The sequence below is a fragment of the Cohnella ginsengisoli genome (assembly GCF_029525555.1).
Taxonomy (GTDB): Bacteria; Bacillota; Bacilli; order Paenibacillales; family Paenibacillaceae; genus Cohnella; species Cohnella ginsengisoli.
The window spans coordinates 590,079-609,578 of the sequence record NZ_JAPDHZ010000002.1 but is presented as its reverse complement, the minus strand read 5'-3'; the positions used below and the strand labels follow the sequence as shown (position 1 = coordinate 609,578).

General features: G+C 52.7%; 17 protein-coding genes and 3 pseudogenes. 10 read left to right on the top strand and 10 right to left on the bottom strand.

From position 1 onward, the window contains the following. Window positions 1-233: 233 nt before the first annotated feature. The 7 genes from OMP38_RS03020 (at window position 234) to OMP38_RS02990 (ending at window position 5,528) form a co-directional block, all read left to right on the top strand. Entirely contained in the window at window positions 234-953 is a 720-nt protein-coding gene (locus OMP38_RS03020; protein ID WP_277563822.1) for a TniQ family protein, read from the top strand. Next, window positions 946-1,263, top strand: a complete 318-nt coding sequence (locus OMP38_RS03015) for a hypothetical protein (RefSeq protein ID WP_277563821.1) — start codon at window positions 946-948, stop codon at window positions 1,261-1,263. Before OMP38_RS03020 ends, OMP38_RS03015 begins: the two co-directional genes overlap by 8 nt. 114 nt (window positions 1,264-1,377) lie before the next feature. After that, entirely contained in the window at window positions 1,378-1,653 is a 276-nt protein-coding gene (locus OMP38_RS03010) for a hypothetical protein (protein WP_277563820.1), read from the top strand. Further along, a complete protein-coding gene (locus tag OMP38_RS03005) occupies window positions 1,640-2,050 on the top strand; it encodes a hypothetical protein (RefSeq protein ID WP_277563819.1) in 411 nt (136 codons plus the stop codon). Before OMP38_RS03010 ends, OMP38_RS03005 begins: the two co-directional genes overlap by 14 nt. 487 nt (window positions 2,051-2,537) lie before the next feature. Further along, entirely contained in the window at window positions 2,538-3,617 is a 1,080-nt protein-coding gene (locus OMP38_RS03000; protein WP_277563818.1) for an integrase catalytic domain-containing protein, read from the top strand. An 8-nt stretch (window positions 3,618-3,625) separates the two neighbouring features. Continuing rightward, window positions 3,626-4,483, top strand: coding sequence for a Mu transposase C-terminal domain-containing protein (locus OMP38_RS02995; RefSeq protein WP_277563817.1), 858 nt, complete (start codon window positions 3,626-3,628; stop codon window positions 4,481-4,483). 133 nt (window positions 4,484-4,616) lie between these two features. After that, complete coding sequence (locus OMP38_RS02990) at window positions 4,617-5,528, top strand: TniB family NTP-binding protein (protein WP_277563816.1); 912 nt, start codon at window positions 4,617-4,619, stop codon at window positions 5,526-5,528. A gap of 481 nt (window positions 5,529-6,009) precedes the next feature. On the opposite strand, the gene OMP38_RS02985 is transcribed toward OMP38_RS02990, so the two are convergent. The 8 genes and pseudogenes from OMP38_RS02985 to OMP38_RS02965 form a co-directional block, all read right to left on the bottom strand. Then, window positions 6,010-7,440 carry an L-fucose/L-arabinose isomerase family protein gene (locus OMP38_RS02985; protein WP_277563815.1) on the bottom strand — a complete coding sequence of 477 codons (1,431 nt, stop codon included), beginning with the start codon at window positions 7,438-7,440 and terminating at the stop codon, window positions 6,010-6,012. 49 nt (window positions 7,441-7,489) lie between these two features. Further along, window positions 7,490-7,876 carry a PfkB family carbohydrate kinase gene (locus tag OMP38_RS35495; RefSeq protein ID WP_420869616.1) on the bottom strand — a complete coding sequence of 129 codons (387 nt, stop codon included), beginning with the start codon at window positions 7,874-7,876 and terminating at the stop codon, window positions 7,490-7,492. A gap of 196 nt (window positions 7,877-8,072) precedes the next feature. Further along, a pseudogene (locus tag OMP38_RS35490) lies at window positions 8,073-8,702 on the bottom strand (carbohydrate kinase family protein); the annotation flags it as partial. Between the two features lie 24 nt (window positions 8,703-8,726). Continuing rightward, on the bottom strand, window positions 8,727-9,629 hold the full coding sequence (locus tag OMP38_RS02975) for a sugar phosphate isomerase/epimerase family protein (RefSeq protein WP_277563813.1): 903 nt from the start codon (window positions 9,627-9,629) through the stop codon (window positions 8,727-8,729). Window positions 9,630-9,790: 161 nt separating this feature from the next. Then, window positions 9,791-10,354: a substrate-binding domain-containing protein gene (locus OMP38_RS02970; protein ID WP_277563812.1), complete on the bottom strand. Its 564-nt coding sequence runs from the start codon at window positions 10,352-10,354 to the stop codon at window positions 9,791-9,793. Between the two features lie 121 nt (window positions 10,355-10,475). Next, window positions 10,476-10,559 (bottom strand): annotated as a pseudogene (locus OMP38_RS35485) (hypothetical protein); the annotation flags it as partial. 153 nt (window positions 10,560-10,712) lie between these two features. Next, a pseudogene (locus OMP38_RS35480) lies at window positions 10,713-10,829 on the bottom strand (LacI family DNA-binding transcriptional regulator); the annotation flags it as partial. Between the two features lie 191 nt (window positions 10,830-11,020). Beyond that, the gene (locus OMP38_RS02965; RefSeq protein WP_277563811.1) at window positions 11,021-12,085 is read right to left on the bottom strand and encodes an LLM class flavin-dependent oxidoreductase; all 1,065 of its coding nucleotides are present in this window, start codon (window positions 12,083-12,085) and stop codon (window positions 11,021-11,023) included. A 170-nt stretch (window positions 12,086-12,255) separates the two neighbouring features. Here OMP38_RS02965 and OMP38_RS02960 point away from each other — a divergent pair, with 170 nt between their 5' ends. Further along, window positions 12,256-12,717 carry a nuclear transport factor 2 family protein gene (locus tag OMP38_RS02960; RefSeq protein ID WP_277563810.1) on the top strand — a complete coding sequence of 154 codons (462 nt, stop codon included), beginning with the start codon at window positions 12,256-12,258 and terminating at the stop codon, window positions 12,715-12,717. A 222-nt stretch (window positions 12,718-12,939) separates the two neighbouring features. On the opposite strand, the gene OMP38_RS02955 is transcribed toward OMP38_RS02960, so the two are convergent. After that, on the bottom strand, window positions 12,940-14,067 hold the full coding sequence (locus tag OMP38_RS02955) for an MFS transporter (protein ID WP_277563809.1): 1,128 nt from the start codon (window positions 14,065-14,067) through the stop codon (window positions 12,940-12,942). A 433-nt stretch (window positions 14,068-14,500) separates the two neighbouring features. Between OMP38_RS02955 and OMP38_RS02950 the strand changes: the two genes are divergently transcribed. Beyond that, complete coding sequence (locus OMP38_RS02950; protein ID WP_277563808.1) at window positions 14,501-15,475, top strand: AraC family transcriptional regulator; 975 nt, start codon at window positions 14,501-14,503, stop codon at window positions 15,473-15,475. Window positions 15,476-15,508: 33 nt separating this feature from the next. Here the strand turns inward: OMP38_RS02950 and OMP38_RS02945 are convergent, their stop codons facing one another. Continuing rightward, window positions 15,509-16,579 carry a LacI family DNA-binding transcriptional regulator gene (locus tag OMP38_RS02945; protein WP_277563807.1) on the bottom strand — a complete coding sequence of 357 codons (1,071 nt, stop codon included), beginning with the start codon at window positions 16,577-16,579 and terminating at the stop codon, window positions 15,509-15,511. Window positions 16,580-16,829: 250 nt separating this feature from the next. Here OMP38_RS02945 and OMP38_RS02940 point away from each other — a divergent pair, with 250 nt between their 5' ends. After that, window positions 16,830-19,466 carry an alpha-L-rhamnosidase gene (locus OMP38_RS02940; protein WP_277563806.1) on the top strand — a complete coding sequence of 879 codons (2,637 nt, stop codon included), beginning with the start codon at window positions 16,830-16,832 and terminating at the stop codon, window positions 19,464-19,466. Window positions 19,467-19,500 lie beyond the last annotated feature (34 nt).

Here is a 19,500-nt window from a genome sequence, read left to right as displayed (position 1 = left end):
ATCCTGCTGGAATTTATTCCAGCAGGTTTTGTTATCAGGGCGTGCATTTTCTTACAATATACGAATTGTAGGGGGGGAGTGATCAAATAAGATCCTGTGCGCAGGCGCACAGACCTTGGCATGTTATTTTATAAAGAACATTAGAAATCACGTATTTAGCGAGAAATAGAGAACGAGTGTTTGGGAATAATTATTTATTATTCTGGCTATAAAAAATAACAGAGGTGATAAATATGAGGTTAAATTTCAGGCCTCAAATTTACGAAGACGAAAGTCTCGGTGGTTATGTGCACCGACTTGCTAATGCTAACGGGTTTGACTCAGTAACGGCCTTTGCTGACGGACTTGGCATCCGTAGGCAGAAACTAGATAATCATGTTTTTACGCCTTCTGCAATAGAGATTCTCTCCGAAATGACTGATATTAGTGAATCAGAATTATTGCGTCATTCGGCTGCGGAGTATGAAAAAGTAAGCTTCATGAATGGCTTACTTAAAAACAGGTTTAGATATTGTTCACTTTGTGCAAAGGAAAAGTTATATCACAGACAATTATGGATTCTAAGGCCGTTGACGGCATGTTTAAAACATAAAGTACATTTAAACAGTAAATGCCATAACTGTGACACAAACATTTCCTTAACTAGTCTAGTGACAGGACACTGTAACAAATGCTACGCAGATTTGTTAACAGTTTCCCCTACGGTTATCGATGAACAGTTGGAGCAATACGAATTTGAAAGAAGCTTTGTAAATAAATTGAACGGCAAAAACACCGATTGTATCGGGAATTTGAGTATAGAAAAATATATGCTATTAGCGACGGGAAGTTTTCATTTGCTTGAAGGACTGGATAGTTTTTTTGGGCACAGGACAAAAAATCAGCCTATTTCACCAAAAGAGAGACTGCCGATTAGAAAATATAGAATACGGAAATTTTCACTGGATGTTTAAAAATTTCCCGCATAACTTTTTTGTGGTGCTTGAAAAGTTCAATGAAAAGCACTCTGACATTCGATATTTGCAAAAAATGAATTTTGAAAAAGTATTGATGGATAAAGCGTTTGAAAAGATAAAGCAAGCCTATTTATTCTTCTGGACAAGGAAATTGGACCATGGTGAAATCAGAAGAGACTTTTCTGTATTTAAAATGAACGAAAGATTGCTTGTGGAACGTGAATTTGTTACTCAAGATGAATTAAAGAATAAATCAAAACTAACATACCAGGCGATCAAGCGAATAGTTAAAAAAAGAACAAATTAAAGTTAACGAAAAAACATATGGGAAAATAAAAAAGAAGGGAGATTCACAAAAAAGACATTCGATAAAGCAGCAAAAATAAGATCAGGCTTCATTCCGAGGCGAGAGGCAGCCAACATGCTCGGTATCTCATTAGAATCCTTAAAAGGATTAATGGAGGCGGGATACCTAAAAATTAATTACGATTATTTTAAATATGGCCTGATCGATTCGCGACAGATCAAGGCTCTTCTTAAGAGATTTGCTGGAGAGTATGGTGCGGAGCTTTCAGATGCTGTTACCTTTGGCCATGCGTTAATCAAATATTCAGTATGCGGTTTGAAAATTGTAGACCTATTTGAATTTATAAAAAAAAGGATATTTGGTGCCATTCAATTCCATGGAAAACGGTAACCTTGCCAGCTCTGCTTACGGCAAGAAACAATTAGCACAATGCGTACAAATGCTAAAACGACAGAAGCAAAAAATGGAAGGGTATTATATGTCTGATGTGATTAGACGACTTCGTATTGGTGAAAAATCAATGATCCGTTTGATGGATATGAAAATGCTTATACCCGAAAAAATTGTTGTTCATAGGAATGGTAAAAAACATTACCTATTTTCAAAAATGCAAATTGATGCTTTTGCTAAAAACTATTGCACCATCGAAGAGGCGGCAAAAAGATTCAAGATCCCGAATTCACGAATTAGAAAGTGGTTTTATCAAGGTAGGCTCCAAGATGTAGCGCAAGGGCATTGTCGTTCGTATCTATTCAAAACAATAGAAATAAAAAAAACTAATAAATAGTCAATTAAAAGAACCGTCATAAATGGCGGTTTTATTTATTTTTTTAAGCAAAATATACTTCCCGCACGATCCAGGCCTCAAAAAAAGAATTTTTATTATTTTTTAAAAAAAAAGCAATTATTATAACATTTTCTTTATGTAATTATCAATAGTTGGGTAAAATTACCACTTGTCATAAGAACAAGTGCTCTAGTATGCTCATAAATATCAGCTTGTATTCAGCAAGAATAAACTTTTTAACCAAAATGCGCATAAAATTCCAAAATTGTGCTCATCATAAATAATAGCTGGATAATAATCCCAGAGACATAGCTGTTCCATATTAAGTCGGCTTACCGTCTGCCTGCGGAGGTAGACAATTCGAAAATGATTACCATACAAGACACTCTAGCGGTTTATCAAATTTATAAGGTCAGGTGGTTATATGCAACGAATCTATCCTGGAAAGGGTATTCGTTTCCTATTCCAAGAGCGGACTTTCGAGATATTGGAGGAATTACAGGACAAGGTCCGAGCTGCGGACAAAACCTTCGGTGGAGAGCGGATTTTTGCTCGGGAAGATTTGCTCATTTTTTTGGAAAGCGGTGAACTTAGATTTGAGGAATGGGGCCGAAACACTAAGCTTGTAGACGGCATAAGGCAAAGCACGTATGCGGACATCGATATGCTGCCTAAATCTCTTAAAGATGTAGTGGATTTTCGATTTAGAGCTATTAAGCCGATACTCAACTTCAAAGGAAGTTTAGAACCTGAATTAAAGAAGAGATCTGCTGAACTTGCAGTCATGGGCGAGAATGCTTCCTCCGCTTCATTAAGAAGATGGCTGAATTATTTTCGTGATAGCGGCGGAGATCGTAGTTCCCTTATAAGTAACGTACGGGATCGTGGTCCTCGTGGCAGTAAATTGCAGGCCGAAGTAGACACATTTATTGAACAATCGATTGATCGAATCTACAAACGGCGCGAAAAAATAACTGTTGAAACCGTGCTGGATGACGTGATTTACAAAATTGACGTTGCCAACAAGGACCCATATCGAAGGCCCGATGATCTACTTAACGTTCCCAGTGAGTCAACAATCAGACGAAGAATTCTTGAGTATGATCCATACGAAATGACTAAAGCTAAGGAAGGTTCTAAGCGAGCGTTTGAAAAATACGGTCAAGTCAATCTGAGGGAAAAGCCAAAGCGACCGCTTGAACGAGTTGAAATGGATCATACGGAGCTTGATTTCTTTGTTGTCGATGAAGAAAAGCGCGAGATCTACGGGAGACCTTATCTGACAACCGTTCTTGATTGCGCAACAGGCTATCCGCTTGGTATTTATTTGGGTTTTGAACCGCCTTCATATACTTCCGTGATGCTGGCTTTAAAGCATGCGATTTCTTCGAAAAGTTACATTAAAGAAAGATTCCCTTCGGTTCAAAATGCATGGTTGGCGCACGGAGTGCCCGATATGTTGGTCGTTGACAACGGAAAAGATTTTTTGAGCAAGCATCTGGCAGATGCGTGTATGCAATTGGGCATCGAACTTAAAAATACTCCCGTCAAAAAAGCCTTGGTATAAGGGACAAGTTGAGCGCTATTTTGGAACCATTAATCGAGGGTTGTTGCATCAAAACAAAGGTACGTCTTTTTCCAATGTTATTGAACGCAATGACTATGATCCAGAAAAAAAACGCTTGTGTAGATATCTCAAGTCTTCTTGAAATGATTCATATCTGGATTTGCGACATTTATACGCAAAAGCCTAGCAAAGGAGTAAAAGGAGTCCCCGCAAAGTTGTGGGAAGAAAAGATAAAATTATACGGCAGTCCCGCTTTGCCTTCTTCGAAGTTGGATTGGGAAATCGCGTTGATGAAAATTGGCGATGGAACAATACAGGATACAGGCATTCAGCATGATAACCTGCATTACCAATCCAAAGAGTTCGCCGAACTTCGTCGTCTTTTGCAGGCAAAGCCTAAAAAGCAGCGTAAAGTAAGATTTAAAATTGATCCCACCGACATCTCCAAAATGTATGTTTATGACGAATTCAATGACAAATACATTGAAGCTTATGTCGTTGAAAAGGAATACGCCATGGGACTCAATCAATACTCGCATAAAGTTGCTGTGAAAATGCTTCGAATGGAAGGTAAGAAAATAAACAGAGTTTCTCTTGCGTATGCCCGTAAAAAAATCGCTGAAATCATGGAAGGACAAGGTAAAAAAACCAAGATTTCAACGAGAAAGAAAATTGCTCGCATGAAAGGTGTAGGTTCCGACAAAGAAATTGTGAGGTCGCAATCCGAAACGGCTTCCTCCGCAAAACCGACGGAGAAGAAAAAACCAAAACGGTCTTCGAAGGCGAACGTGAGGCAAAACGTCGTTCAATTTCCGCAACAAGGCAACGATGACGATTGGGGTGTTTTTTCCGCAAAACGTTACTGACAAATAACTTTCTATCTCATCGCATCAATAAGTCATTTTTCACAACAATGCACTTGTTGACTTGATGTTGTCATTGATGTCAAACGACTGAGCTGGAGTTAATGTATAGACAACGATATAGGAGGATGTTCTAATGGTATGTGCGGTCGATTTAGATATTGATAACCAAATGGAAAGAATCAAAATCGTTGAGGATATTCGTATAAAGCATCCTAGATTTAACCATGCACTAAAACTGATCCAAGATTGCCATCAGCATTCAAAAATTGCCGCCGAACCCCAATGCTTATTGATAACAGCACCCTCAGGTGCAGGCAAAACCACCTTATTCAGGCAGTATGTCAAGATGCATGACAAAATAATCTATGGAAACACTCGTACAAAAAGAGTTATTCTTTCTGATGAAGTACCAAGTCCAACGAGATTGGTGGTCGTCGTGGAAAGCTTACTTGAGAAGTTGGGCGATCCATTTCCGTTAAGAGGAACACTAGGCAACAAAAGAGATCGATTAATTAAACTGATCAAAGACTGTCAAATCGAGTTGATCATGCTGGATGAATTTCAACACTTCGTCAACAGCGAGAACAACAAACTTAATTATGAAGTTGCCGAATGGTTTAAGTCTCTTGTCAACATCACCAATAAGCCGTTTGTTCTATTCGGTCTCGAAGAATCCCGTATCGTGATGGAAGTTAATGAACAGCTGGATGGTCGTTTTAGCGTTCCTTACCATCTTCATCCATTCAGCTTTAATTCACAGAGCGATAAAGAAGAATTCCGACGATTAGTTGACGCCATAAGCAAACAGTTGCCGTTTGAAGATCAGCCGACATTTGCGGAATCGGGAATGGCAACTAAACTAATGTATGCAAGCGACGGTACTATGAGACGGTTAATGAATTTGATTCGACGAGCGGCGCGGATCGCGATAGAAAGAAACCATCCGCATGTAGATGAGAATCATTTTAGCGAAGCTTTTGAACTGTTTACGCGTTTTCGCAAAGAATATAACCCGTTCCTAATTAACGATTTTGAATTTGAATGAACAACTATTTGAAGCCATCCCTAGGCTGGGGTGGTTTTTTATTATCGCTTGGAGAAAACAACGTACAATTATTTTGCAATTATCTTGGAGTAGCGGTGTAGTTTTTGCAATTATCTTGGTGAGTTTTTGCTGTAATTGTGAAAGCGGTCCTTGAGTGGCGTGGCTTTTCGGGTCTGACTTTTGCAATTATTGTGACGGACAACAACCGTGCTCTTGAACCGGGGACTGGACCTCGAGGATTCCGGCCGGCCGATGCTATTCGGCGACATCGACAGCGGCGCATGGTATGCTTCCGATGTGGCGGCTGCGTATGAGGCGGGGAATCCGATACGCTTCGCAATAGAAGCCGCTCAAGCGATATTCAATTTGTTCGTCAAATAAAAAAAGGAAGCTCGGGGTTAATGCCCGAGCTCCCGGCCTGCGGATATTCGTTCTTAACGGAACGGTATCCGCAGGCTTTTTTTTAAATGAAACAGAAATCTTAAATCTCCGCCTCGTGCCGATACGTTTTCCAGCCCATATATTTGCCCAGCGCTTCCTCCAGGGAATCCGCGACCGACGACATGCTGGACGAGACGTGATGCTCGAAGCCGTTCTCGCAAATGTATCGAAGCAGCTTCTGGAACTTCGGCACCTGAACGACGCCGTAGCCGCCGAACGTCAGCAGCGGGTCGCGGGTGAACAGTCCTTCGCCTGTATAAGCCGCGATGCCGCCGTTCAGATCGTCGGTCGTTATGCCGCAGTACGTGAACGGGCTCGCTTTGATTCGACCCTGGATCGTGCCGAGCGTATTTTCCCTGCCCACGGTGCCGGATAAAATCTCGTGATAGTCCATATGAATCTCTTCGAAAACTTCCTTCGGCAGGTTGCTGCAGTGGAAGACGACGCCTTTATCCGGATCGGCCCCGTAGTTGTTGTTCCAATCGAGCAGCGCGCTGGGCCTGCCCGACGCCTGCTGGAGCGCGTACATGCCGACCAGGCCGGTGATGTCGACCTCGCAGGCGCTCGGAATGAGACTGCTGCTGAGCATGCTCATAATCGTGCAGGGCACGATGCCGAAGTATTCCTCCATCGACGTCCAGCATTGCAGCGCCGTGCCGGCAAGGTCGTTTTCGTCCATCCACGCCTCGACGACGACGCCGAGGGAAGCCATGCGGACGAGATTTTCCTGCGGAAATCCCTTTACGTCGACATAAGCCGCGATTTCCTCCAGCTTGCGTTTGACGGCCGGATCGCTTTCTTTGCGTTTGTTCGCGCGGCCGAATACTTCGGACAGATCCAGCGTCTCGATCGTAATGCCGGAGCGTTCAAGCAGCTTCTCGCTGTAGCGGACCGTGTTAAAGGAGGCCGGACGGGCGCCGATCGAGCCGAGACGCGCATGGCGAAGCGACTTGACGACGCGGCAAGTTCCGGCGAAGCTGCGCAGATCGCGGCGGAAGCTCTCGCTCGACGGATCCACGGTATGGAGGGCAGTCAGCGTAAAAGGAATGCCGTATTGCTTGAGATTGTTGCAGACTGACATTTTCCCGCAGAAGCTGTCGCGTCGATCCTGGATGCCCATCTTGGTCATGTCGTCATTGAAGGCATGGACGAGTACGGGGACGTTCAGACCCGAATAACGGATCGTATTCGCAATCGCCTTCTCGTCGCCGAAGTTCGGCAGCGTGACGAGGATGCCGTCGATCTGGTCGCGGTGGGCTTTGAACAGATTACCGCAGGCTTTGGCGTCATCCAGCGTCATGACCGCGCCGTACTTCGTGTCCGCGATATCTAAAATAACCGCGTCTATGCCTTCTTCCTCCAGGACGCGGAGAATCTCCGTTCGTCCCGATTCGCACAGGTGGCCGGGGAAGAAGCCCCGATTGCCGACGATTACCCCAAGCTTCGTCCGATTCATATGTTTGCGCGCCATAACTCGTTCCTCCTTGGTTAGATCCCCGAAAGCGAGGATCATTCAATTCCTATCCCTGTCGGTCCGCCGGTCCGATCCATATCCCGGCTTGCTCTTCCCAGCGCCAGCCCTCCATCGATCTCCCGACGGGGAGCCGGTCCCAGCCCGAACGGATCCTTTCCTGCACGCGATCCCATGGGACGATGCCGTCCGTCGCGCCCAGCCGCTCGACGCTGCAGGCGCCGACCGCCACCGCGCCCGTCATCGCAGCTTCGGGTCCCAGCTGCAAAAGGAGACCTTGGATGAAGCCTGCGATCGTACAGTCGCCGGCACCGGTCGTTCCCGCTACGTCCGTCCGGAAGCAGGGCGCCCACAGCTCCCGACCGCTCCATGCGTCGCCGGCTAACGGCGCCAGCCGCCCGGCAAGGCCGTTCGGCAATTGCGCGGCGCTTCGCATATACAGGCCGCAAGCGCCCAGCTTGAGCGCGACGATGCCGCAGCCCATCGCCAGCAAGCTCCCGGCAAGCGTCCGGATTGTCTCCACGGATATCGATTCGCAGAGCTCGTCCCCCCGACAGCCCCGATTGCTCGTAGAGCTCGCGATTCACCATCATGAGCATCTCTTCGAGGCTTGGCATGAACACGTCTACGATGGGGAGCGCTCTCGATAATATGCCGGTCCAATCGGCCCGGTAAGCCGCCGTTCCTTTGCCGGGCATCGCCATGTCCAGAGAGACCGTCATCCCTTTCTCCCGCGCCTTCTTCAAGATGCCGGTCAGCCGATCGCCGTCGTCGTCGTACATCCGCTTCATAAGCGGCGGATAGCCGAAGTGAAAGTGACGGGCGGCAGGGACCTGGTCCCAGCCGATATCGCGCTCCGTAAACGTATCGTTGGTGCCCGGGCAATGCAGGAAGGTCCGATCGATGCCCGGCGGGTTGACGACGAACGTATAGGAGCTGGTTTCCCCGGAGACGCTGGCGATCCCCTCCGCAAGCGCAGGATGAACTTCGCGAAGGAGATTAAGCGTGAGGCTTCCGAAAATATCGTCGCTTACCTTTCCGATCAAACGGACGGGCGTTCCCAGCCGATGAAGCGCGATCCCCGTATTGGAGACGGCGCCGCCGGTGCAAAACGCCGCTTCGCCGACCTCGATCAGCGCGCCGGGCGCCAGTCGGCCGCTGTCGGATTCTCCCTGGATAAACTTCGGGATCACGTCGATCGATATATGTCCGCATACCCACACCTCCGCCGGCGCCGGCACCGGACCGTTGTTTTCCGCCATGTCTGATCTCCTTCGGTTACGGCGTCATTGCTTGACGTATTGCCGCCAGTAGGCGACCGATTCCTGATGGTCGGGGATAATGCTGAATTCCGACGACCACGCCTCGCGATGGTAAATTTCAAAAATGAGTTCCGCTTCCGTGGCCCCGGACGCTTCGAGCGCTTCGATGACCTTGTCCGCATGGATGATGCCGATATCGTTGTAAGTCTTCGTGAACGGCCAATGCCGGCTGTGTCCGGCTTCGGTCTGCTGCAGATGGACGATGGGGGACAGGCTTCCCAGCTCGCGAATCCAGCGATACGGATCCCGGTCGTTCGGATGCGGCGCATGGCCCGGGTCGAGACATAGCTTGAAGGGAACACCCGCGCCATCGTTCAGCCGGGCAAGCAGCTCCCGCGTCTCCTCGACGGTATTGGCGAACTCCCTGGGCACGGACATCGGCTCGAAGATCATGCAGGTCATGCCCAGATCCTTGCAGAACCAGCTGAGCTCCTGCCAATACTTGATGCCCTCCGCCGTTCGTTCTTCGCGGATCGCCGGGCTGTCGTAGTCCGAAAAAGTCAGAATGCCGGGATGGCCGCCCGTCATCTTGGCGCCCATCTTCGCGGAGATCGCCGCGAACTTTTTGAACCAGGCGAGCCAGGCTTGCCGCTGCTTGGCATCGGGGTGCATGAAGTGATTCACCCGCGTGAAGGAGCTGAGGAAGCTGCTCGTGATCGACAAGCCGTATTTGTCCGCATTTTCGATGATCTGTTCGGTTTGCTCCTCGACGATGTCGTCCGGCAAATAGACATTCAGCAGGTCGGCTACGAACTGCACGTATTTTAGCCCCAATTCTTCGGCGACGATGCGGGTCCAAACGTGCGGCTCGGGGTACTTGTTGTTCGCGAAGCCCATATTAATGCCAAGCTTCAAATCAAGTGTCATGCGGGTCGCTCCTCTCCTTCATTAGCAAACATGAACGTTAACATTAACGATAATGTTAACAGTAAATGAGATTGGAATCGCTGTCAATATAAAAAAGGCGTCGGCTTCGCAGGGAGGGAAGAACCCTGCGAAGCCGACGCTTCCTTATGGCTTGGCGACGCTTAAAGCAAAGATCTCGTGCTTTCCCGGACGACGAGCCGCGTATCGACGATTTCATTGTAGCGTTTGCCGGCGTTTTGTTTGTGCATTTTTTTCAGCAAAATCTCGAACGCTCTGCGGGAGGTTTTTCCTTTGGCGTTGCTGACGCTCGTGAGCGGGAAAGGAACGAACAGCCGCGATTGAATGTTGTCGAAGCCGACGACGCTGATTTGATCCGGTACGCGGATCTGGTGCTTGTTCAGCACATAAATGGCCTCCCAGGCCATCATATCGTTAAAGGCGAAAAGCGCGGTATAGGGGAGCTTGGATTTGATGACGTCGCTCATCTCGTTTTTGACGCCGCCCGCGAGATGGGACACTTCGCGGATCAGCTCCGGCTTTGCGGCAACGCCCGTTTCCGACAGCGCCCGCTTGTAGCCGGCCAGTCGCTCGCGCGAGCTCGATATCGAATGATGCGCATTCAGGAAAAGGATGTCGCGGTGTCCGAGCTCGAGCAGGTGTTTGGTTGCCAGATAGCCGCCTTTTTCGTCGTCGCTCACGACGTAATCCATTGCATCGTCGTTCAAATGGCGCCCCAACAGGACGAACGGTGTACCTGTGCGTTCCAGAAAAGCCAGATTGTTTTCGCTCCCCCTGTGAGGGGCAAATGATGATGCCGTCCACGTTTTTGGACAATGCGGACTGGATCGCCTTGCGTTCGGCGTCCTGGTCTTCGTACGCGTTCAAAATAAAAGTTGTATAATCCTGCATTCTCGCGGCTCGCTCGATCTCCTTGACGGCGATGGAAAAGTGGGGATTGGATACGTCCGCGACGATCACGGCGATCGTCTTCGTGGTGCCGGAACGAAGCGAGCTGGCCATGACGTTGCCGATATAACCGAGCTCCTCGGCTTTTTGCCGGATCAGCTTGATGGTGGCGGCGGAGATGTCGCCTTTATTTTTAAGCGCGCGAGACACCGTATTGATCGTAAATCCGGTCTGCTCGGCAATATCCTTTAAGGTCGTCGCTTTGGCCGGAGGGCGTCCTTGTTCGTCGCTCATCTCATCATTCCTTATCGCGCCTGTCGGCATTCGGTATCCTGTGATCTAAATAGTAGGGACAGGCGAACGGGTTGTCAATATGGCCGGAGGGAACTCGGATTGAACGACAAAGACCGGGCTGCGACCGCCCGGTCTTCATCATGCTTGTTTGCGCATCAGAACGTATATGCAGCGGATGGAGCTTGCGCGCATTATTTTTGCGCCGCTTGGCGGGCCAGCTCCTTGTGAACGATCGGCGCCACCTTCGTGCCGAGCAGCTCGATCGTGCGAAGCAGCTCGCGATGGGGCAAGGTGCTCACGTCCGCGTGCAGCATGAAGCGCGTCACGCCGAGGTTTCGCTGGAGCAGCACGATCTTCTCGGCGACGTACTCGGGATCGCCGACGTAGAGGGCGCCGCGCAAGCTGCGGGCGGCGTCGAACGAGTCGCGCGTATAGGGCGGCCAGCCGCGCTCTCGTCCGATCGTGTTCATCTGGGCCGCCGTCGACGGGTAGAACAAGTCCGCGGCCTTGTCGGTCGTGTCCGAGATGAAGCCGTGCGAGTGCGTCGCGATCTGCAGCTTGCTTACGTCGTGGCCGGCCTTCGCTGCCGATTCCTTGTAAAGGGCGACGAGCGGCGCGAACCGCTCCGGCATGCCGCCGATGATGGCGAACACGACCGGCAGTCCCAGCGTACCGGCGCGAACCGCCGACTCCGGGTTGCCGCCGGTGCCGATCCATACGGGCAGCGGCTCCTGGACGGCGCGCGGATAGACGCCGAGATTTTTAATCGCGGGACGATGGCCGCCGCGCCAGCTTACTTTTTCCGATTCGCGAATCGCGAGCAGCAGCTCCAGCTTTTCGTCGAACAGGCTGTCGTAGTGATTCAGGTCGTACCCGAACAGCGGGAACGATTCGATAAACGAGCCGCGGCCCGCCATAATTTCCGCCCGTCCGTTCGACAGGCCGTCCAGCGTCGAGAACGCCTGGTACACGCGGACCGGGTCGTCGGAAGACAATACGGTCACGGCGCTCGAGAGCCGGATCCGCTTGGTCGTGGCCGCTGCCGCGGCCAAAATGACGGCCGGCGCGGAGCTTGCGTAGTCCGCGCGGTGATGCTCCCCGATCGCGTAGACGTCAAGGCCGGCCTGCTCGGCCAGATTGATCTCTTCGACCGCCTGCCGCAGCCGCTCGGCGTGCGTGATGCCGCCGTCTCTCGGAGCGGCTTCGAGAAAAGTGCTGATTCCTATTTCCATTTTAGAAGTCGTTAGATCGGACATGGTGGATCGCTCCCTTCCGGATAAATCCATTATACTTTATATTATAAGGCAACTCAATATTAGTAAGTAAATAATTTGCGGGTAAGCTGACGGGAAAAGGAATGGGGGCGCATACTGGGTAATGGGATGGTGATGACGGCCTATATACTCATAAAACGGGAGGTGCTGCCATGAGACCGAAAGCTGCTTTTTGCTTGCTGTTCCTTGCCTTGATTATTATGCTTTGCGGCTGTCGCTTGGATGCACGATCTCCGCAAGAAGAGATCAAGGTCGAACGCAAGGGCGAGCTAACGCCGGACAAGTTAAACGTTGCGATCGAACGTTATTTTACGAGCTTTAATCATATCGAGGGGTGGAGTCGGTTCGCTACCGATGACTTTGTAAAACGCGTATATTTGTGGTGCTCCGGGGACGACTCCGATTCGAAAAGCATCGATGAAATGAAGCGGTTTTTAAAAGACCTCGAGCCGCGAACCTACGATCTGACCGGCTATCAAGTCGAAAGCTACAATTTGACGGGACCCGGCGCGGAGATCTTCGTAACGAGGGAGTGGGAAAACGACGAGACGGACCGGACGTCCTACTCGCTCGTCAAAATAAATAATGAATGGAAAATAGACGATCGCTATTGAGGATGAAACCGATCTCGGCGATTTTATCGTGCTTGAGCCGAGCTCTCCGGTTGGCGAAAGTGTCTACATGCAGGCTGTGCCTTGGTATGTGCCTCGATTATTGGGGGATGCAGAAGCTGCCCGACTTGACGGAATGGGAGGACGTATCGGATCAGTTCTCATAGAAAAGGCAAGCTGCCCGACCGGCAGCTTGCCGGATCGAATATGATGCGATCGGCCCGGTTAGCGCCGACGAGCCGCTAGTCGACCCGCTCTGCGGGCAGATGCGCGCAGAGGTATAAGCAGAAGGATAGACGTGACCAGGGCGGATGCCTGAAAGACGACGGATCCAAGCAAGCTATGCGAGACCGCATGCGCGAATGGCTGCCCGGAGATTTGGCCTGCTTGGATCGATGCGTTAAAAACGGTGACGAGAATCGCCAAGCCCAGCGAGGCGCCGCTCTGATGCGCCACATTTATGAGACCCGAAGCCGCGCCGGAATCGCGCGCGTCGACGTTCGAGAGCCCAAGCGCGGTGAGCGGCTGGAACATTAAGCCGGAACCGATGCCCATTATAACCATCAGGAAAAACATTTGCGGGAAATACGCCGTTTGCGCGGCGATCGTCCGGCTCATCCACAGCGTCCCGATGACCGCCAGCAGCAGGCCGGCGATCAACAATTTGCGGTTGCCGTAACGGAGAACGAGGCTTTGCATCACGAACATCATGCCGAATTGCGCCGCGGTAAACGGAAGAAAGGCTAGACCCGCTTCAAGAGAACCGAAGCCAAGCACATTTTGCAAATACTGCGGGATAAAGAAAAAGAGCGAAAAGTTGCCGCCGACCAGCAGAAACCGACCCAGATAAGCCCCGGAGCGCTGACGGCTCGCGAACAACCGCAGCGGCACGATCGGCTCGACCGCACGCTTTTCGACAAGCACGAAGACGGTCAGCGACACGATCCCGATGCCGAGCCAGATCCAAGTCTCCGCCGAACCCCAGCCTTGACCCGCGGCCTGGACAAAGCCGTAAACCAGCCCGGTCATGCCGACGACGGACGTCAGCGCGCCCCACAGATCGAACCGGCCGGTCCTCGTCTCCGATTCCGACACGTAACGCCACACCAGGTACATTAAAACGATGCCGATGGGAACATTGATAAACATCCCGACGCGCCACGATATAAAATCGGTAAAAAATCCGCCGAGCAAGAGACCGACGCCGCCGCCCGCGCCGGCTACCGCGCTGTACATCGCGATCGCCCTCGACCGCTCCTTTTCCTCCGTAAACGTGGCCGACAGCAGGGCCAGCGCAGCCGGCGTGGCCAGCGCGGCCGCAAAGCCTTGAAAAGCCCTGGAAACAAGCAACACTTCGGCAGTCGGCGCCAGACCGGCGAGCAGGGACGTCAGCGTAAAAAAGCCCGATCCCCGCGCCGAGCATCCTTCTGCGGCCCAGCAGGTCTCCGGCCCGGGCGCCGAGCAGCAGAAAACCGCCGAAGGCTAAAATATAGCTGTTCTGAACCCAAGTCAAACTGACGGTCGACATATGAAGCGAGCGGCCGATCTCCGGAATAGACGTCACCATGACGGAGGCGTCCAGCACGACAAGCAGCTGACACGCGATAATGATCGTTAAAATGATGCCTTTCGATTGCTGCATGCAGGCAAGTTCCTTTCCCCGATAAAATGTGTGTCTCTGATCCGTATTATGAATCGAATCGGCGGCGGGAAGTAGACCTTTCCTGCTTGAAAATTGCCTAAAGCTGCAATATGATACTTGAAAGAGTGAAGGAGGTCGAGCGATATGCCTGAGTCGGGATCGGATGCGGGCGGGACGTACGATAAGCCGTTATCCATTCATAAGAAGGCGTTGGACCAGCTACTGGCCTTAGCCAATCGGTTTTCGTTGGCAGAAGGCCGTACGTCGACCGTCGTGCCGTACTTCTCCATCGTGAAGCGCAGCCGGGAAACGGAGTGCATCCCGGGCGTTTTGACGCCTTCTTTTTGTCTGATCCTTCAAGGCGGGAAGAAGCTGTATCTGGGACAGGAAGTGTACCGTTATGGTGCGGGCGATTACCTGGCGTCGCTGATCGACATCCCCGCCTCCGCGCAAGTCGTGGGGGCGACGGAGCGCTCGCCTTATATCGGGCTGCGCATCGACTTTACGACGCAGGAGATCGCTTCCGTGGTGATGGACGCGGGGATCGACGCGGAATCCAGGGAGAGAGGCTTGAGCAAGGGCGCTTTTGTCGGGAAGTCGGATGCGGAGCTGCTGGACATCTTTTCGCGGCTGCTGAAGCTGCTCGACAAGCCGAACGACGCTCGTTTTCTGTCCGAGCTGCTCAAGCGGGAAATGATTTTTCATTTGCTGTCGGGCGATAACGGCCATTTGTTTTTTCAGAAGGTGCTGTTCGATCAACGGGCGGACGGCGTCGGCAAGGCGATCCAGTGGATCAAGGAAAACTACGCGCGTTCGTTCACCGTCGAGGAGCTGGCCAAATCGTGCAGCATGAGCGTCTCCGGACTGCATCACAAGTTCAAGGCGATCACGACGATCGGCCCGCTGCAATATCAGAAGCAGCTTCGCCTTCAGGAGGCGCGGCGCCTGATGCTGAGCGGGCCGGTGGGCGCGACGACGGCCGCGCTGGCCGTCGGCTACGAGAGTCCGTCGCAGTTCAATCGGGAATATCGGAGGCTGTTCGGCCTGCCGCCGCTGCAGGATATCAAGGCGATGCGCAAGTCGGCCGTCCCATGGACCGGAGCCGCTGCGGTAGATTAAAGCATCATGCGGGGGCGATCGAACTTATAACGGTTAGACCGAGGGAGGCGCTGCGCTCGATCTGCGCTCGATCAAGGCGGTAGCGACGGAGATGTTCATGCCGCCTTCGGACGGCGAATCGTCAAGCGAGGTCGCTAGCCGGACGGCGCTGCGTACCATCTTTTCTTTGTCTACGCGAACGGTCGTCAGCTCGGGCGATACGATGACCGCTTCGGCGATATCGTCGAAGCCGACGACGGAGACGTCCTCGGGAACGCGCACGCCGAGCTCAGCCAGCGATTTGATGACGCCGATCGCGATGAAGTCGCTCTCGCAGAAGATGGCGGTCGGCAGCGGCTTGCCAGCGCTTTGCATTTTTTCGATACGATCCCGGAAAACGGCTTGCGCGGCTGGAGCCATCGGGTCGACGGAAAATTCATGTTCGGACGAGACCGCGATCGACCATTCCCGCATCGCATCGTCGAAGCCTCTCCGGCGGGCGTCGAAGTTAGGAATGCGCACGTCCGAGGCGGCGTAGCCGATGGACCGATGTCCGGATCGGCACAGCCAAGTCCCGGCCTGATAGCCGCCAAGCACGTTGTTCGTGTATACGAACGGGATGGGGAGCGTCTCGAAGCAGGTGTCCAAGACGATAAGCTTATGCAGGCGCTCCGCGATGCGCGATAAGGTCTCTTTATTCAAATTGGTGCCAAGCAGAATAACGCCCCGATCCGAATGCATGTCCGCAATGGCCCGAAGATCTTCGTCGAAGCGTGCCATATCGATGGCCGAGATGAGCAGCGAAAAGCCGCCGGCGCGGGAGCCTTGCTCCAGAAAATGAATCAGCTCCCGAAAAAAAGGCTGCCGGTCATATTGAGAAGTAACGATGCCGGCGTTCGCAATGACCAAAAACAGCAGCGCAGGCGATGCTTCTTCGACAGCCGCGTCCGCGATCGTCGCTGCTTCCTGCGCTTGAACGCTCTTTCTCGGTTTATAACCCGCCTTCCCGGCAACGCTCAAAATGCGCGCTCTCGTCTCGTCCCCGATGCCCGGTTTGCCGCTAAAGGCAAGGGAGACGGCGGCTTTTGATACGCCCGCGAGTCTCGCGATATCCTCCATCTTCATGATCAAAACTCCTCGTTAAATGTTAAGTTTAGTTTAGTTTGTTTAGCTATTTGTAGCAAGGTCTTTGCAGTTGTTTAGTTTTGTTCAGTTAATTTTAGGTTTTGAGTAAGAATTCTCTACTTGAATCTAATCATTGACGCTAATCAAGCATGGTGATAGGATATTTTTAGTGGCTAGCAACTAAATTATCAACTTAACAATCGTGATTAACTTAACAAAATTACTGAACTTGGTTCGTGGAGGAATGAACATGAAATGGCAAGTGACTGAGGGCCGGACGGAGTACATGATCAATCCGCTGGGACTGGACGAGAAGGCGCCCCGCTTCTTCTGGAAGCTGCACGCGGACGAGCGAGGCGCAGCGCAATCCGCCTACCGCATTCTGGTCGCCTCGTCGTTGGAAGCGCTTGCTGGCGATGAGGGGGACATGTGGGACAGCGGCAAGGTCGCTTCCGACAGATCCGCGCACGTCGTTTACGAGGGAAAGCCGCTCCAATCGGAAGGACAATACTTTTGGAAGGTTCGCTCCTGGAACCGCGACGCTGTCGCTTCGGATTGGAGCGAAACCTTTTTCTGGACGATGGGGCTCCTCTCTCGCGACGAATGGAAAGGCTCCTGGATCGGCGCCAAGGCGCAGCCGAACGTAGAGCTCCAACCGTCGCCGTACGTCCGCAAGCCATTCCGGACGAGCGGCGAAGTTCGTCGGGCAACGGTTTACGCGACTGCGCTCGGCTTGTACGAGCTGCATATCAACGGCAGTCAGATCGGCGATCTGTTCGCGCCGGGCTTTACCGATTACGACAAGCGCGTGCAGACGCAAGCCTACGACGTGACGCCATGGCTGAAGGATGGAGACAACGTCATCGGCGCCGTGCTCGGCGACGGCTGGTACTCGGGGACCGTCGGGTTTCTGGGCAATCACGTGTATGGAGAACGTCCTTTTTTCCTCCTCCAATTGAATATCGAATACGCGGACGGCAGCCGCGAATCCGTCGAGACCGATGCCAGCTGGCGTACCTCCAAAGGACCGATCGTCTACTCCGACATGATCAAGGGAGAAACGTATGACGCGCGGCTGGAGCTGACGGGGTGGGATCAACCGGGCTACGACGATTCGGGCTGGGAGCGTCCGGACGTTCGCGCGGGCTATAACGGCCTGCTGACCGCGTCGATCGAGCCTCCGATCCGCGTGACCGAGCAGATGAAGCCGATCTCGCTCCGCAAGACGGAGCAGGGCACTTATATATACGATATGGGGCAAAACATGGTCGGGTGGACGGCGCTGCGGGTAAGCGGCGCGCGTGGAACCAAAGTGACCCTAAGCCATGCCGAGATGCTGAACCCCGACGGTTCGATCTACTTGGATAATCTGCGGGTAGCCGTTCAGCAGGAACATTACATTTTGAAAGGCGAGGGCGAAGAGCGGTACGAGCCGCACTTTACGTTCCATGGCTTCCGCTATGTCGAGCTAATTGGCTATCCGGGCGAACCGGACCTGGATACGATCGTCGGCAAAGTCGTTCATTCCGACACGCGCCCGACGGGAAGCCTGCGGACGTCCGATTCGATGGTCAACCAATTGATATCGAACATCTCCTGGGGACAGCGGGGCAACTTCCTCTCGGTGCCGACCGACTGCCCGCAGCGGGACGAACGGCTCGGATGGACCGGCGACGCCCAGATTTTCGCGCGGACGGCTTCTTACAACATGGACGTATCCCGGTTTTTCACGAAATTCATGTGGGATATGATCGATTGCCAGCAGCCGTCGGGCGCGTTCACCGACGTGGCGCCCGACGCGGGCTGGATCCGGCACAAGATGTGGAATACGAGGCTGAACTGGTTCGCGCCGGACAATGCGGGCTGGGGCGACGCGGGCGTCGTTATTCCATGGACGCTGTACCTGATGTACGGGGATATCCGAATTTTGGAGACGCACTACGGAGCGATGGTCCGCTGGGTCGAATATCTGCGGACGAACAGCAAGGGCCTGATCCGTCCCGACTACGCGAACTACGGCGACTGGCTGTCGATCGACGCGGATACGCCGAACGAGGTGCTGGCGACGGCCTACTTCGCCTATAGCGCCAAGCTGCTGAGCCGGATTGCAGGCGCGCTCGGCAAACGCGACGACGAAGAAACGTACGCGAATCTGCACCGGAACATCGCGGAAGCGTTCCGCCGGGCGTTCGTCGCAGCGGATGGCCGCATTCGCGGAGAGACGCAGACGGTGTACGTGCTTGCCCTGCAGTTCGACCTGCTGACCGAAGGGCTCCGGGAGCTGGCGATCGGCCATCTCGCCGAAAACATCGCCTCCCGCGGCGGCCGCTTGTCCACCGGGTTCCTCGGCGTCGGCTACCTGCTGCCCTCGCTGACGGACAACGGAAGGCTGGATGTCGCGTACGGCTTGCTGACGCAGGAAGAGTTCCCATCCTGGATGTACTCGATTAAGCACGGCGCGACGACGATCTGGGAACGTTGGGACGGCTGGACCGAGCATGGCGGCTTCCAGACGCCGTCGATGAACTCCTTTAACCATTACTCGCTCGGCTCCGTAGGCGAGTGGATGTATCGCTACATGGGCGGCATCGAAGCCGACCCTTCGGCGCCGGGCTTCCGCCGCGCGATCATAGCGCCTCGCCCGGGCGGCCGGATCACGGAGGTCGAAGCTTCCTACGAATCGCTATACGGCACGTACGAATCGGCCTGGACGCTGGACGCGAACGGCAACTTCAAGCTGCGCGTCACGGTGCCGGCGAACGCGTCGGCAGTCGTCCATGTGCCAGGCATCGGAATTGCCTTAGACGGGCAGCCGGCCGCGGAAGGAAAAGCGAGCTTCGAGCTTGGTTCGGGCACGTACACGTTCGTCAGCCAAATTGGAGGTTAATACGCTGCCAATTGTACCCTGGCCTCCGATTCTC